General features: G+C 37.3%; 14 protein-coding genes and 2 pseudogenes. 3 read left to right on the forward strand and 13 right to left on the reverse strand.

The genetic code is table 11. The features are described from left to right. Positions 1–582: 582 nt before the first annotated feature. The 3 genes from KA717_27630 to KA717_27640 form a co-directional block, all read right to left on the reverse strand. Positions 583–840, reverse strand: coding sequence for a DUF5615 family PIN-like protein (locus KA717_27630; GenBank protein UXE59528.1), 258 nt, complete (start codon positions 838–840; stop codon positions 583–585). Then, on the reverse strand, positions 824–1,060 hold the full coding sequence (locus KA717_27635) for a DUF433 domain-containing protein (GenBank protein ID UXE59529.1): 237 nt from the start codon (positions 1,058–1,060) through the stop codon (positions 824–826). The genes KA717_27630 and KA717_27635 overlap by 17 nt, the downstream gene beginning before the upstream one ends. 99 nt (positions 1,061–1,159) lie before the next feature. After that, a complete protein-coding gene (locus tag KA717_27640; GenBank protein UXE59530.1) occupies positions 1,160–2,002 on the reverse strand; it encodes an Rpn family recombination-promoting nuclease/putative transposase in 843 nt (280 codons plus the stop codon). 359 nt (positions 2,003–2,361) lie between these two features. On the opposite strand from KA717_27640, the gene KA717_27645 reads away from it, so the two are divergent. Then, the gene (locus KA717_27645) at positions 2,362–2,580 is read left to right on the forward strand and encodes a hypothetical protein (GenBank protein UXE59531.1); all 219 of its coding nucleotides are present in this window, start codon (positions 2,362–2,364) and stop codon (positions 2,578–2,580) included. 895 nt (positions 2,581–3,475) lie between these two features. After that, positions 3,476–4,813, forward strand: a pseudogene (locus KA717_27650) (IS5 family transposase). Positions 4,814–5,088: 275 nt separating this feature from the next. Here the strand turns inward: KA717_27650 and KA717_27655 are convergent. After that, positions 5,089–6,216 (reverse strand): ISAs1 family transposase, encoded by a 1,128-nt coding sequence (locus KA717_27655; GenBank protein UXE59532.1) that lies wholly within the window; start codon positions 6,214–6,216, stop codon positions 5,089–5,091. Positions 6,217–6,413: 197 nt separating this feature from the next. Between KA717_27655 and KA717_27660 the strand changes: the two are divergent. Continuing rightward, a pseudogene (locus KA717_27660) lies at positions 6,414–7,303 on the forward strand (ISKra4 family transposase). 37 nt (positions 7,304–7,340) lie between these two features. Here KA717_27660 and KA717_27665 read toward each other — a convergent pair. The 9 genes from KA717_27665 to KA717_27705 all read right to left on the reverse strand — a co-directional run bounded on the left by KA717_27665 (position 7,341) and on the right by KA717_27705 (position 13,606). Next, positions 7,341–8,420 (reverse strand): IS1 family transposase, encoded by a 1,080-nt coding sequence (locus KA717_27665; protein ID UXE59533.1) that lies wholly within the window; start codon positions 8,418–8,420, stop codon positions 7,341–7,343. Positions 8,421–8,506: 86 nt separating this feature from the next. After that, positions 8,507–8,902, reverse strand: coding sequence for a DUF5615 family PIN-like protein (locus KA717_27670; GenBank protein UXE59534.1), 396 nt, complete (start codon positions 8,900–8,902; stop codon positions 8,507–8,509). A 10-nt stretch (positions 8,903–8,912) separates the two neighbouring features. Further along, positions 8,913–9,134 carry a DUF433 domain-containing protein gene (locus KA717_27675; GenBank protein UXE59535.1) on the reverse strand — a complete coding sequence of 74 codons (222 nt, stop codon included), beginning with the start codon at positions 9,132–9,134 and terminating at the stop codon, positions 8,913–8,915. Positions 9,135–9,325: 191 nt separating this feature from the next. Beyond that, positions 9,326–9,601, reverse strand: a complete 276-nt coding sequence (locus KA717_27680; protein UXE59536.1) for a DUF2442 domain-containing protein — start codon at positions 9,599–9,601, stop codon at positions 9,326–9,328. A gap of 4 nt (positions 9,602–9,605) precedes the next feature. After that, positions 9,606–9,842, reverse strand: a complete 237-nt coding sequence (locus KA717_27685; protein UXE59537.1) for a DUF4160 domain-containing protein — start codon at positions 9,840–9,842, stop codon at positions 9,606–9,608. Positions 9,843–9,929: 87 nt separating this feature from the next. Then, positions 9,930–10,349 (reverse strand): DUF5615 family PIN-like protein, encoded by a 420-nt coding sequence (locus KA717_27690; GenBank protein ID UXE59538.1) that lies wholly within the window; start codon positions 10,347–10,349, stop codon positions 9,930–9,932. Positions 10,350–10,359: 10 nt separating this feature from the next. Further along, complete coding sequence (locus tag KA717_27695) at positions 10,360–10,581, reverse strand: DUF433 domain-containing protein (GenBank protein ID UXE59539.1); 222 nt, start codon at positions 10,579–10,581, stop codon at positions 10,360–10,362. Positions 10,582–11,016: 435 nt separating this feature from the next. Then, the gene (locus KA717_27700) at positions 11,017–11,205 is read right to left on the reverse strand and encodes a hypothetical protein (protein UXE59540.1); all 189 of its coding nucleotides are present in this window, start codon (positions 11,203–11,205) and stop codon (positions 11,017–11,019) included. 217 nt (positions 11,206–11,422) lie between these two features. Beyond that, the gene (locus KA717_27705; protein ID UXE59541.1) at positions 11,423–13,606 is read right to left on the reverse strand and encodes a hypothetical protein; all 2,184 of its coding nucleotides are present in this window, start codon (positions 13,604–13,606) and stop codon (positions 11,423–11,425) included. Positions 13,607–13,948 lie beyond the last annotated feature (342 nt).

Consider the following 13,948-nt stretch of genomic DNA (forward strand, 5'->3'; position numbering starts at 1 on the left):
CCCGTTTCCTCAACTACTGCGTTGAACGGCGTTTATTGCTACGAGTCGGGGGTCGTTACCGTTTTCTGCACCGTGAACTCCTCGATCACTTTGCCCAATTACCGCCTGGAACACAGATTAAATAGATTACGCTGATTTCACGGATTTTTAGTTATTAACTCACAATTGGCTCTCAAAATTATAGTCAATAGTTTTCCCGTCAATTCCTTTACAGCGATCGCCTTAACAGACCCTTTACCAGAAACTAACCCTCGCCGTCCTATCAAATTTTACAAGTGCGATTACTAAAAAATATCAAGCAAGGATTAATATTGAGTCAAAATTATTGGAAAAATCCTCAATTTTTTGTTTATATTTTATGATTAATTAGGGCTTGCTGAATAAGTATAGAACCCTTGCCAGATGATGCTTTCAAGCATTTTAAAAACGATCAGGTGCAAGGTTATGGCCTTTGGAGGCTCAAAGCCCATGCACGTCGTTGAAAAACTGGGGGTTGAAATTGGAAACTACTCTCTGAAGTCACCATTTTTCGCCTCCTGTGGCATCTAGGTTCGTTTTGTGGACTTTTTCAGCAGACCCTAATTACAAGAGAATGTCACGATTACAATTCCCAATCCGAAGCCAAATTAATTTGGGTGGATGACCGTAAAGTAATGCCCGTTGATAAAAATCTGAATCTTTAGAAATCACAATGAAATTATTATTTTTGGCATATTCCCAAATTATTTCATCGGCAAATCCTTTCATCCCAATATCCCTAACGTGAAGACTATTAGGAAATTCAGTAGCCAGTAAACGCGGCAATTTGGGTGATAAATTTTCATCAAACAGTAATTTCATCGGGAATAATCATTAAATGGCGATTGCGGTCAGCAGCAAAAGCGAAACAGGCTTGTATATCTTCTAAAGTTAGATCGGGAAAATCGTCTAAAACTTCCTCAATCGTCATCCCTCCCCCCAAATAGTCTAAAACATCATTAACGGTGATGCGAGTGTTAATAATACAGGGCTTTCCGCTACGAATGGAGGGGTTAATTGTAATTCTTTGACGATAATTCATCGTTTTTTCTCAATAAATTAACATAAGAAACTAAATTTATGATCGCGCCGTCTTATCAAATTTTTTAAAAGCGATCGCGTATAGAGATAACATCTATTTTCAATGATTCTGATTAGCGACAAACTGATCAACTAAAGCAATATCAATATCCAACTCCTCAGCAATTTCCGCGATCGTTAACCCTAACTTTATCAGTAGGGGAATTGTCTCAAGTTTGCCCTTAAGCAGACCAATCTGTTCCCCTTTTAAAAGACCGCGTTGTTCCCCTTTGAGAAGACCTCGCTGTTCCCCTTTGAGAAGACCCCGCTGTTCTCCTTCCTGTAAAATTTCCTGATAAACGGCTGATTCCTTCATGATTTCACTCCGTAAAATTGTTTTAATAAGCTCAGGCTTTAGAACAAGTCCTCCAAACACCGAGGCGGCTGTCATCAGATTTCCCCTAACTCGATTGTCCGTAATTGTCTCTAAGACCTCGGCAACCTGTCTCAATTTTAATTCAGGATCGGAACTTTGGGTTAATACCGCTAGGGGCAATAACCCTGGACTGATTAGAAATAAATCGGAAGATTCTTCCCAGAGACGAATCACTCGATAGCGATGAGTTGTTTCTCCGAGTTGAAAGCTATCTTGATAGACCAAATTCGATTGAGTAGGTTTCAGGTAAATGACAACCTGGTGCATGGTTTTAAGCGGAAAACGGCGATAGACCCTGACTCGATAATCTAACATCCTAAAACCCATATTTTCGTCAGGTTCAGTCTGAAATTCCAGGTGCAAAACCAAATCTTCCGATTGTTCGAGAATGAGAGAATCAGCGCGGATCGGTTCTAAAGATAATTCCGTTGGACTCAGTTTTGTCAAGGTAACGGCACGACCGAGTAACCAAGTGGCATAATCTTCAGAAAAGTTTTCGGCGAGAAATTTGGAGACATTATCAAACATGGACAAATTCTAACATTTCTGGGATCGCCGTCTTATCAAATTTTCAAAAAGCGATCGCCACTTTCCCCTTCACCTCACCAAAAGCGATCGCTTAAAAACCACGACTCAAAGTAATAGCGATCGCCTTTAGAAGATAGATTGTTAATGCGATCGCAATAACTTTGATATGGGGAATAAAAACTATGGGTAAATATAGATTTTCTCAACGAGTTATTTCATTTCAGTGCGATTCAGTTACACTTTATAACGTAATCAACCAATTCATTCACGAAATCAAACAAGGGTCTGTCACACTAATATCAGAGACCAGAAGGTTTCTAATTGGTTTCAAATTGATTAAATTAAGGAGAATAACAATCATGGGTATTGATGTTCATGCTGTTCAAATTGGTCGACACATTACTTTGGAGGAATTGGCGGAAGTAGGCATCCAATTATCAGATTGGCTGCTCTTGAAGCATGAATTCACTCTAACAAACAAAGATTGGGAGGATGGTGAGCATTATGTGGTAAACGTGGAAAAGACAGTTTCTTCCGTCAAATGTCTGGGTTGGTCTTCTCATATAAAATCGAAATGAGCCGAGCAGATCATTCACTGCTCATTTCGGTTGATGATGGTGATATTCGCAACCAATTGGTAGGGCTGGGCATCGCTTGGTTTATAGCTTGGCCCATACTTCTTACAGCTGGATGGGGAATGTTTATTAAAGGCAGCAATTCTCAGTTTTAGACACAGCAAGCCTTTTAGGGATTTAAAGAACATTTAAAAGAGGGTTTTTGGGGCAATCCTAGGTGTACTATTATGCCCAAAAGCCTGAAGACTCGTAAAATGAACTTGTTAATCCCGTTGAATTTTACCCCATATTACGCGAACTAAAACCTGAAACCCTTGCTACAGCGCAAATTTAGAATTGCTGTATTAAAGGTGAATTCCGCCAAACAATTTTTTCAAAAAGGCTCTTCTGGATTGACGTTGAAAAATGTATAATAAGATACCCTATATGAGGACGGCATCAATGTTATTTTTTCTAGAAAATCTGGTAGATTTGCCAAAGGTAAAAATAAGAAATGTTATTCAAGAAGGAACAGAGGCTTTTTTGATACTGAGTTGTCAAGAGGAAGAAGTCAAATGTAATTACTGTGGAAGATTAACCGATGAATTACATCAGACCAACAATCTACTCATAAGGGATTTGCCCATTTCTGGTCAAACGGTGTACCTACAAGTCCCTCGTCGTAAGTTTTATTGTAAAAAATGTCAAAGGTTTTTTACAGAAAACTAGAATTTATGGAAGCACGTAGAAAATATACAGGGAAGCATCTCACTTATGCAATAAGTATTAATACTTAGGGCTTGCTGAAAAAAGCTGAAACCTTTACGGAGAAAAATAGTAGGCGAATTAAGAACCGCTAGAATGCACGAAAATAGGGTAGAATGCCTCAAAACCATTGCATTAAGAAGAGAGAAAGCAGATGTACCGAAAGCAACAGTACTCAATTGAAACACCAGAAAACTTGAAAAATCTGTTCGGCGGGCAGTTAGACGAAGAAAATCGTTGGATAGAAATGTCAAAAATGATTCTTTGGGAAGAATATGAGGAAGAATATGCAAAAAACTTCACAGAAAAAAAAGGAGCCCCAGCCAAATCATTTAGAATGGCATTAGGAGCATTAATTATCAAAGAAATTTCAGGAAAAAGTGACAGAGAAACAGTAGAACAAATAAAAGAGAACCCTTATTTACAGTACTTTATAGGAATGGAAAGCTATAGTAGCAAAGAAGCATTTAATGCGTCAATGATGGTTCATTTTCGTAAAAAAATAGGAATGGAATTAATAAATAAAATTAATAAAGAAATAGAAAAAAAAGCGACGGGTGTAGCGTCAGAAAAAAAAGAAAATGAAGGAAAGTTATTGTTAGATGCGACTTGTACACCAGCAGATATAAAATATCCAACGGATATAGGAATATTGAATGATGCCAGAGAAAAAACAGAAAAAATAATAGATAAGCTGTATGAAGAAATAAAAGAGAAAAGGAAAGAAAAGCCGAGGACTTATAGGGAAGTGGCAAGAAAAGAGTACTTAGCCATAGCAAAAAAACGTCGTGTGTCAAAAAAAGAAAGAAGAAAAGGAACAAAAAAACAACTAGGATATATAAAAAGAAACTTGTCTCATATAGAAAAAATGATAGAAGAGGGAGCAAAGTTAGAAAAACTAACGAAAAAAGAGCAAGAAGAGCTTGTAACGATAGGAAAAGTGTATGAGCAACAGTTAGAAATGTATGAAAAAAAGACAAATAAAGTAGAAAACAGAATTGTGAGTGTAAGCCAACCTCACGTGCGTCCAATAGTGCGTGGAAAAGCGGGAAAAGCAGTAGAGTTTGGAGCTAAAATATCGGCAAGTAATGTGAATGGCTTTGTCTTCTTAGACAAATTAAGTTGGGATAATTACAACGAATCGGGAGATTTACAAGCGCGAATAGAAGAATATAAAAGGGAAACAGGATGTTATCCGGAATCGGTTCATGTGGATAAAATCTATCGAACAAAAGCGAATCGAGCTTATTGTAAAGAAAGGGATATAAGAATGAGTGGTCCCCGATTGGGAAGACCGCCGAAAGAGGTGAGCAAAGAAAAAAAGAAAGAGGCACGCTCAGATGAAAGAGTGCGTAATGCCATTGAGGGTAAATTCGGACAGGGAAAGAGGAAATTTAGTCTTGGTCGAGTGATGGCCAAACTACCTGAGACCTCGGAAACGGTAATTGCGATGAACTTTTTGGTAATGAATCTTTCTACTCTACTTCAGAAGACAAAAAGTAAAAAGTTGTAGAGTCGTTTTTCTTGTGAAAAATGGTGTTAATTTTCCTCTCTTTTGTGAGGAGTGATTTGTGTTGACCTTTTTAGACAGAAAGGAACAATAGATTAAACAAAATCTGTATTTTGATTTGTTTCCATAAGGATAAGTTATCTATGCTTTTTCAGTCCATACTTCCCTAACCCACATTTCTTTCGTTTTTTGACTTTTTCAGCAAGCCCTACTTATGGGCAGAAAAATAAGACTTTGAACTTCAGGGCAAACGCATCTTATCCGAGTAAAACCTTAAGGAGATAGTCCTCGTCCCAACCAGCGCGTAGCCGTTTATTCTTGATACCAAGTTTCAGAGTATTTTCCTTTGTGAGCAAGTTAAGAGCGATATGGCGTAAGACGGCTAAATTCTCAGGAGCAAAATCCTTACGAATGCGACAAGCATCCTCGTTGAAGGCCAAGTCTAGAACCCAATGTAAAGAGTTTTCTATCAACCAATGACTACGAACAGATTGGGATAATTTTTGAGCATTACTCGGCAGGCTACTGATATAGTAGCGAGTCTCATACTCTGTTTTGTCTTTCAATCGTCTCTCCGCTTTAATCATACAGATGCTCGTCAACTTTGCCCATTTCTCCCCACCCAGCAAAAATTCTGTTTGTTCCATCGTCCAGCAACGGCGAATTTCAATCCGTCCATGTCCCTTGTCTATTGTTTGATGAAAATCATGCTTAATTCCCACAAAATTAACCGATTGAGCATGAGCAAATAATTGTTCAACATCCTCACATAAATTACCTTGATTGCCTTTCAATGCCAAAACATAATCTCCCCCTCGCCCTACTATCTGTTGGGCAATCTTTGTCTGAGTTCCCATGGCATCAATCGTTACGATACAACCTTTGACCTCTAGCATTTTCAGGAGTTTAGGAATCGCCGTGATTTCATTCGATTTGCTTTCCACCTTGCACTGTCCTAGTACTAGACGATTTGCTGTTGCCCATGCACTTACCATCTGAATTGCGCCCTTTCCGTTGGCATTGTCATAGGAGTGGCGAAGGGTTTTGCCGTCAATCGCTATCACTTCTCCTTCACTTACCTCCGCTATACTTTTGACCCAATGCAGAAAACAGTCTTGAAATTGCTCTGGATTCAGACTAGCAAATACACGCGCAAACGTATCGTCGGAGGGGATGCCATTCGGCAATTCCAAAATTTTTTTTAGCCATTGATGTTTAGCCTTGCCGAAACTTTCCATGGCTACCCAACCTTCTGCTCCACAAATGACGGCTAAGATGGCAATCGTTAGAATATCAATGAGTTTATGCCGTTTTGTTCGTTCGATGCGAGGGTCATCTATTTCGGCAAAGTGTTCTACCAGTCTATATTTGGGTCGGAGTTTCATCGCTTTTGTTTTCTATGCACTTTCCCTTATTTTCCCTTATCCATCCCTCTATAATGTTCTTGTATCTGTATCATTTTTAGATGCGTTCGCCCTGCTTTGAACTTTATCGAACTTTATCAAAAAAAGAAATGAGAGTATAATAGTCGAGACCCACTTTCCAAAATCTATCCCAATTGAGGAACAATCTCATGTTATCAGTGTTATCAGAAAATGAAAAAAGGATTCAAGAGTTATGTCAAGAGTTGGGAGAATGTCTCTATCAACAATCTCAAGTTAAAACATTTAATAATTTGGGCGAAATAGAGGAGACTGTCAGAGACTTAATGATTCAGTATGTCAACCCAGAAATAGGTATTTTTTTGTCAAAACAAGTACCGAGGAAACCACAGGTCGGATACGAACAGTAAAAAGTATTTTGGGGGAATTGCCCATTACAGAAAAACAAGCGAAGAAATTAGAACTAAAGCCTCGAACTCAGATGAGTCCAATGTTAGAGAAGAACTGTTTGCTACTGAGTGGCGATGAGTCTTATGAAAAAGCAGCTAAGAAAATCCAATCATTGACGGGAATTGCTGTTTCTCACAGTACGCAACAACGCCTTGTACATCGCTATCATTTTGAAGAATTACCCTCTAACACAGAAGTCGAAGAAATTAGCATAGATGGTGGGAAGGTACGACTCAGAACTCCCAAGGGAGAACCCTTAATTTGGCGTGATTATAAAGGAGTCAGTTTTCATCAATTGGGGGTAGCTGCCTTTTTTCAAGATAACTCGGCTTTATTAGATTTGGTTAATTCTCAAATTTTGGCTAAGCCTTTAATTTGTTTGGGAGATGGACATGATGGTATCTGGAACTTATTTCGTGAGATAGGACAGAAACATGAGCGAATTGAAATTTTGGACTGGTATCACTTAATTGAAAACCTCTATAAAATTGGGGGGTCATTCCAGCGAATTGAGGAGGTCAAGTCTTTTCTTTGGACGGGTGAAGTGGATGCCGCTATCTCCTGTTTTGAGGGATGGTCAGAGCCTCAAGCTGAGAATTTTATCATTTATTTAAACAAGCATAAACAGGCACTGGTATCGTCTAGCTAGAAGCTACAAACGTTGCAATACGAGAGGTTCAAAAAATCAGGCGAATTTGGAGTAAGTCCTCCCAAGTAAACCCTTTTTCAATTATACCGAGAGCTACAGCAGGAACTTCTCTAGTCGTAAAATGGCTGCGAACAAAGTTATGAACCATCCAGAAAATATCTAGGACTCGCTGTAATCCCACAACCGATTTAGCATAAGTATTTGTACGACGACGAAAGGCGGCTAAATAGCGTCGGATAGCACTATTAAATGCCTCAACGTGGTTGGCATGGACGTCCTTTTCTTCTGGTTTTTCTGTTGTCTCTGGATGTTCTGGTTTCGGAGTTTCTACTTTCTTTAGTTTACCCTCAGAATCTCGACGTTTACTACTCTTATTTTTTAGTCTTACTACAAGACCCTTCGGTAATACTTTGGTGGGACGACCTCGCTTTCCAGTCCTTAATACTTCGTGACAAATATTAAATAGCAGTTGACTATATCGCTTTTCTCCATCTGTAAATAACTGGAGAGATTCTGCACTCCTTTCAAATAATTCCGCTACCGTCATCATTGCTTCTAGAAATAATTTCTGCTCTTTTCGACCACATTTTAAATGCCAAATAAAGCGGCTAGCCCTATCCATGAGCACGATTGTCCACCCCTCAGAGGCACTTGCTTCTTTATTTTTTCCAACTTTTGTGTATAGTTCATCCCCTTCTATTACTAATTTAACAAATTCATTCACTAAGGCGTATAAAAATAATGTCTCTTGTAATCCTGATAATTTCTTTTCCCAATTCAATATTGTTGTTTTCGCGTAGCCAAATACTCGGGCTGCTGCATTCAATCCTATTCCTTCCATTCTGGCTTTTAATACTTTTACAATTTCACTTAATGGGGTTTCTAAGCCAGCGATTACGCTACCATAAGTCTCAGCAAAACAAGAACTACATTCTTGACAAATGAACATTTTACGTTCCCCGTTACCTTTCGTTTGATAATGAGAATGTATTTTTACGTTTTCACTATAGCAATGAGGACAGTTTTTCTTGAATAAGGCATCCTCTTTCTCTTGGCACAAGCCAACATCATTCAGGATTTCCATAGAGCTTTTCTTTAATATTGACATTGTTTTCTGTTTCCTTCTTCTTTGATATAATGACAATAATAATAGTATAATAAAAACGGGCCGATGTCTAGTCTTAAACTATTTTTCTATTTTCTCAAAGCCTTACACCATAACTTTTTCCAACTTTGATCAGACGATACCAGTTCCCGTTTTTCCTCGACAATCCATAGGTGGTAAATAATTTTTTCCTGCCCAAATAATGGGATTATGTTTTGAAGAATGGAAAGCAAAGAGGGCTTGTCTTGACGACTAACCCGAAATACAATAATTCCTAAGAATTGTTCAGGGGGATAATTTCTAATATTAGCAAAATCCAGATCAAGAGTAACTAATATCCTACCTTCTTGTTGACAAATCTCTAAAAGAATTGGGTCTTTTTCTCCTTTTAGTTTTTGCTGATGTACAGTCATTGCATCATAACCGTATTCTTGAAGTATTTCCGCAAATTCTATTGGTAAGTTTTCATCAATTTTAAATTTCATGTTATCCCTATTAAGCCGATATGATTCTTTCACGAGCTAGTTCTGCGGCATAGGAAATCGCTGCTTTTAGATCAAGTTCGCTCAGAGATGGATAGCTTTTTAATATTTCTGCATTACTGACTCCAGCCGCTAAGTTATCTAGAATAACAGACACCATAATGCGGGTTCCTTTAATGCAGACTTTACCATGACAGATGGAAGGATCACTTGCAATTCTTTCTTGCCATTTCATATTTTTTACTCTGAATGTCTTTCATCTCGAATTATATCAGACAATTTCCGTAAGTGACAGATGCTCACGGTAAGCGATCGCAATCATTACTTAAACTAACTAAGAGAGGCGATCTCACTCTTTCTTTACACTAACTAAGAACGGCGATCGCAATCATTCTTTAAACAAACAAAGAGCGGCGATCGCCTTTTTTAACTTCGATTCTTTAACCAACGCTGAAATGAGGTTTGACTTTCGCCCGATGGCTGTCCTAGAATTAAATTTTTAAGACTAATATCTTCATCCAGTTGATGCCAATGAATACCACTACCGTCAGCAATTAAACGATAATCATTACGCTCTAAAATGGAACCATTTAACAGACGTGGATACCATGCCAGAGGGACGGAAATGGTGCGTCCATCGGATAAATCTACGGAAAGAGCCTCGTCAGTGATGGTTACTTTTTGAATGATTGGTATGGTCAATAATTCAATCGTTGAAGAAGTCATGCCAGCCTCTTAGTAATTGTTCTTGATGAGTTTCAACTAATTTTTGAATGCGGTTAATTTCTACACGGCTAAATCCTTGCTTATTTTGAAGACGGACGGGCTGAAGCCAAAATTTAGTGAGAGATTTATCCCGTTCAATGTGAATATGGGGAGGCTCATTTTGATCCCCTGCATAGCAAAAAAATCGGTATGGGCCAACGGTTAACAGGGTGGGCATTCAAAAATATTAACTCTATTCTTTACAACATAACTGATGTCTATATTAAGTGTCAATAAAAATTTGTATTTTTTTAAATTGTCCTTACTAGGGTGATCGCCATATTTCTTTAAGGAGATTAAGAACAGCGATCTTGGAGTATATTTTTAAATTTCTCCGCGTATTCTGAATGCGTTTTTCCTCGACAATCCATAGGTGATGAATAATTTTTTCCTGCCCAAATAATGGGATTATGTTTTGAAGAATGGAAAGCAAAGAGGGCTTGTCTTGACGACTAACCCGAAATACAATAATTCCTAAGAATTGTTCAGGGGGATAATTTCTAATATTAGCAAAATCCAGATCAAGAGTAACTAATATCCTACCTTCTTGTTGACAAATCTCTAAAAGAATTGGGTCTTTTTCTCCTTTTAGTTTTTGCTGATGTACAGTCATTGCATCATAACCGTATTCTTGAAGTATTTCCGCAAATTCTATTGGTAAGTTTTCATCAATTTTAAATTTCATGTTATCCCTATTAAGCCGATATGATTCTTTCACAAGCTAGTTCTGCAGCATAGGAAATCGCTGCTTTTAGATCAAGTTCGCTCAGAGATGAATAGCTTTTTAATATTTCTGCATTACTGACTCCAGCCGCTAAGTTATCTAGAATAACAGACACCATAATGCGGGTTCCTTTAATGCAGACTTTACCATGACAGATGGAAGGATCACTTGCAATTCTTTCTTGCCATTTCATATTTTTTACTCTGAATGTCTTTCATCTCGAATTATATCAGACAATTTCCGTAAGTGACAGATGCTCACGGTAAGCGATCGCCATCATTCCATAAACTAACGAAGAGCAGCGACCGCATTTTTTATTTTGTTAGAGGGAAGTCCGCGATCGCAAGTTAAGAGGAAGACAATTTTTGTTGACCATGTACGACAGTCAAGACATCAATTCTATCAACTCCAACGTAGTAAATAACTCGATAATTTGCTTCAATAATTTCACGAATTTGCTCCAGGTTAATTTCAGGTAACATTCGACCTGAATTAGGAAAGTTACCTATTTGTTCTGAACGTTTTGTAATGAGATCAACTAACCGATTGGCGTATTCAGGGGAAATCTGAGCATGGTAGTTATGGACTGCTTTCAATTGCTAAATTGCCTTGTTTGTCCAAAATACTTTCATGGTTGAAGACCAAATTGCGATCGCACTTCCTCTATGGATTTAACCTGCCCCGCTTGGCTGTCCGCTAAACCTGCTTCGACAGTTAAAATCAAATAAACTTGGTGCATAATATCATCCCAAGTACAGTTATCAGGTAATTGTTCAATGAGACTATGGGCTTGTTGTTTAATGTTTAATGTTTTCATGTTTTAGCGTTATCAAGATTTTGTTGAAAATGCAATTGTTGATCATTATAGTCCATTTTTTAAATCATTGTTTACCTTTTCTAATCTTGTTATAGAAAAATCTGCGATCGCAATCATTCTTTGAAGGGATTAAGGATGGCGATCGCCTTTTTAATGTTGTTACGCTAAAGTTGGTGATCGCAATCATCCCTTAAACTAATTAAGAGCGGCGATCAAACTACACATTCATGAAATCTAAAGAGTTAGGTTCAATACGAGCTAAGTTGACTTGTTGTCGCCAAGTTTCTTGTAAACGTTTTCTTTCTTCAATTTGACGAAATTCTGTCCATACAAGAGAGCGTATTTCTGTATCATCTAAGAAAGCAAACCACTCATCTTTCATGCCATCAGCATATAAAATACGATCTATAAACTCCTCAAGCATATAGTATTGAACCTCGGAAGGCACAGTTAACCAGTTGTTCAATGTCACTTCACATTTTTTGATGATTTCATCATAAAGCGATTGAAGATTTTTTTTGACAGTTTGAGGAGTCATTTCTTTTAGCTCAAGAGTATTAGTGTCTGGGGACAAAGAACTATTTAAATGGCCTCTGATAATCCTTAGAAGCAATGAACCATAAGACATTTCATAATCGTAAAATGTCCTAAATCCTAGCTCTAGTTTATTATTTTTTTCCGCAAATTTATCAGCCATTACTAATATAAAATCAGCATTTCTTTTAGTTGTTATGTCTCCCAAACCAACTTGAGAAATAAGAGTGTCGGCCACACGACTCTTGAAATTAGCAATGGAATCTTGTAAGCCACAATCTAATAAATGAAAATTTTGCGATATATTAGCTCTTAATTCAGCGATATATTGTAAATACGCAATTTGATGAGAGCCTTTGTCATCAGGGCTATAAGCCCTTTGAGTGATCTTTCCTTCATCAGGAATATGTAAATGGAGTTTGCAATCCTCCAAGGCTTTCTTAACCTGCTTTTCAAATTCAGGGTCATTTTTTGTCATGCCTTCTTTGAACTCTTCGTTTAAAGTTCTCATAGATTCAGACAACTTGTCCATAAATTGATTAAACAAACCTAGAAATTGACGAGACGTATTTGCATAATTAGATAGCAAGTTGCGAACATTTATCAATTCTTCGTTCACAGTTTTTTCTAATTCTTGCAAACGAATCTGGCAGGAACGTGCATACTTTCTATCCAAGTCATTAATAGAATGAGCTAGATAGTTAAGAATTGTGTCAAGAAAGCCAGCAACTTGATCTTTATCCGCACAATCAACAATTAGAGACTGGATAACATCAATATGCTGTTGTTTAATAGATTTTTGTAAATCCTGACAGTTTACATAGTTGTCAACGAGAGTAGGCGTATAATTTAGGATCATGTAAGACCATAAATTGACGGGAAGTTCAATTAATGACCTTTCAGCGATATCATATAATTTAACGTCAACATCAGCCCAATAATCTCCTTTTTGAGGTTTTTTGATAAAGATAATGACATCAACATCCTCTCCTACTGTCTTGACTAAGCGAGCTTCATCGCCGATACCAGTATCTCCGAGACCAGGCAGGTCAATTAAAGCAATCTTTCCTACTTCCTTTTGAGGAAAAGGACAGAAGATTTTAACTTCCTTAATTGCTAAATAACGAAAGTAGATTCGCTCACCATTTTCATCATCTTGAGCAACATATTCTCTAATTTGCTCTTTAGTAATTTCTAAAGGTTTATCTTGAGTTGTTCCTAAAAATTTGAAATACTTATCAAAATAGTCTTTATATTTTTTGAGATGCTCATACTTAGCTTTATATTCAGCAAGTTTTTTAGATGTTTCAGGAAGTTCAGGGAGTGAGTTTCGAGCAAAATCTTGAATATTTGGTAAATTTCCTAAACTCAATTGCTCATAATAAGGCTTAATAATTTCTTCCAAAAAGCTTTCTTGTGTATGAAAATAAACTAATCCATGAGTTTTTTGACTACCATCTTGTTTATGATAGATCGTACTACGAACACCAGTACAATGCTCTCTGTCTCCATCAGGAATTTCTGAACGAGTTAAACCACTTACGCTTTGTAAAAATCGACTTTTTCCTTGTCTGGCACGTCCGACTACACCGATATTGAGTGTAGAACGCTTAAAACGGCGTTTCAATTTTTGCAATGCTCTTAAATCTTCGTCAATTAATTTTTGTAAATCATCTAAACTGAGTTTTTTAAACAATTCCAAAACAATGGGGTCATCTAACTTAGGAATCAGTGAAATCCTTAAGTTCTCTAATTCTTTAAGATTTTCCTGAGATTCCTTAAGTTTATGTTCAACCTGTTCAATTCTCTGGACAAAAGGCTGTCTCTGCTGAATAATCTTGCCAATAAGCACTTCCCTAGTAACCATAATTTAGATACCTTATAAATAAATTAAATTTGCTCAAAGCAGAATAGCACATCAGGACAATACCACTTTTCAGAACCCTTGTAATAGATCAGCGAGGTCAAAGCCTTACGGTGAGCGGATCGAGTATGTCGGACATTTTGAAATTTGGTATAACTACTGTGCTCTGGTTATTCTAAACCAGTTTTCCTGAAATATCACAATCATTAACAAATCTTTACGTTGCCAATTGCTTTCCTGTGAAATAAAGCCAAGCTTACATCAAAAAAACAACCATTACTTACAGGAACCACGCATCTAACCTTTCTGCGATTTCTGATGATTTTTGTGTATTGTGTTACATAC

Source organism: Woronichinia naegeliana WA131, from assembly GCA_025370055.1.
In the GTDB taxonomy this organism is placed as follows: domain Bacteria; phylum Cyanobacteriota; class Cyanobacteriia; order Cyanobacteriales; family Microcystaceae; genus Woronichinia; species Woronichinia naegeliana.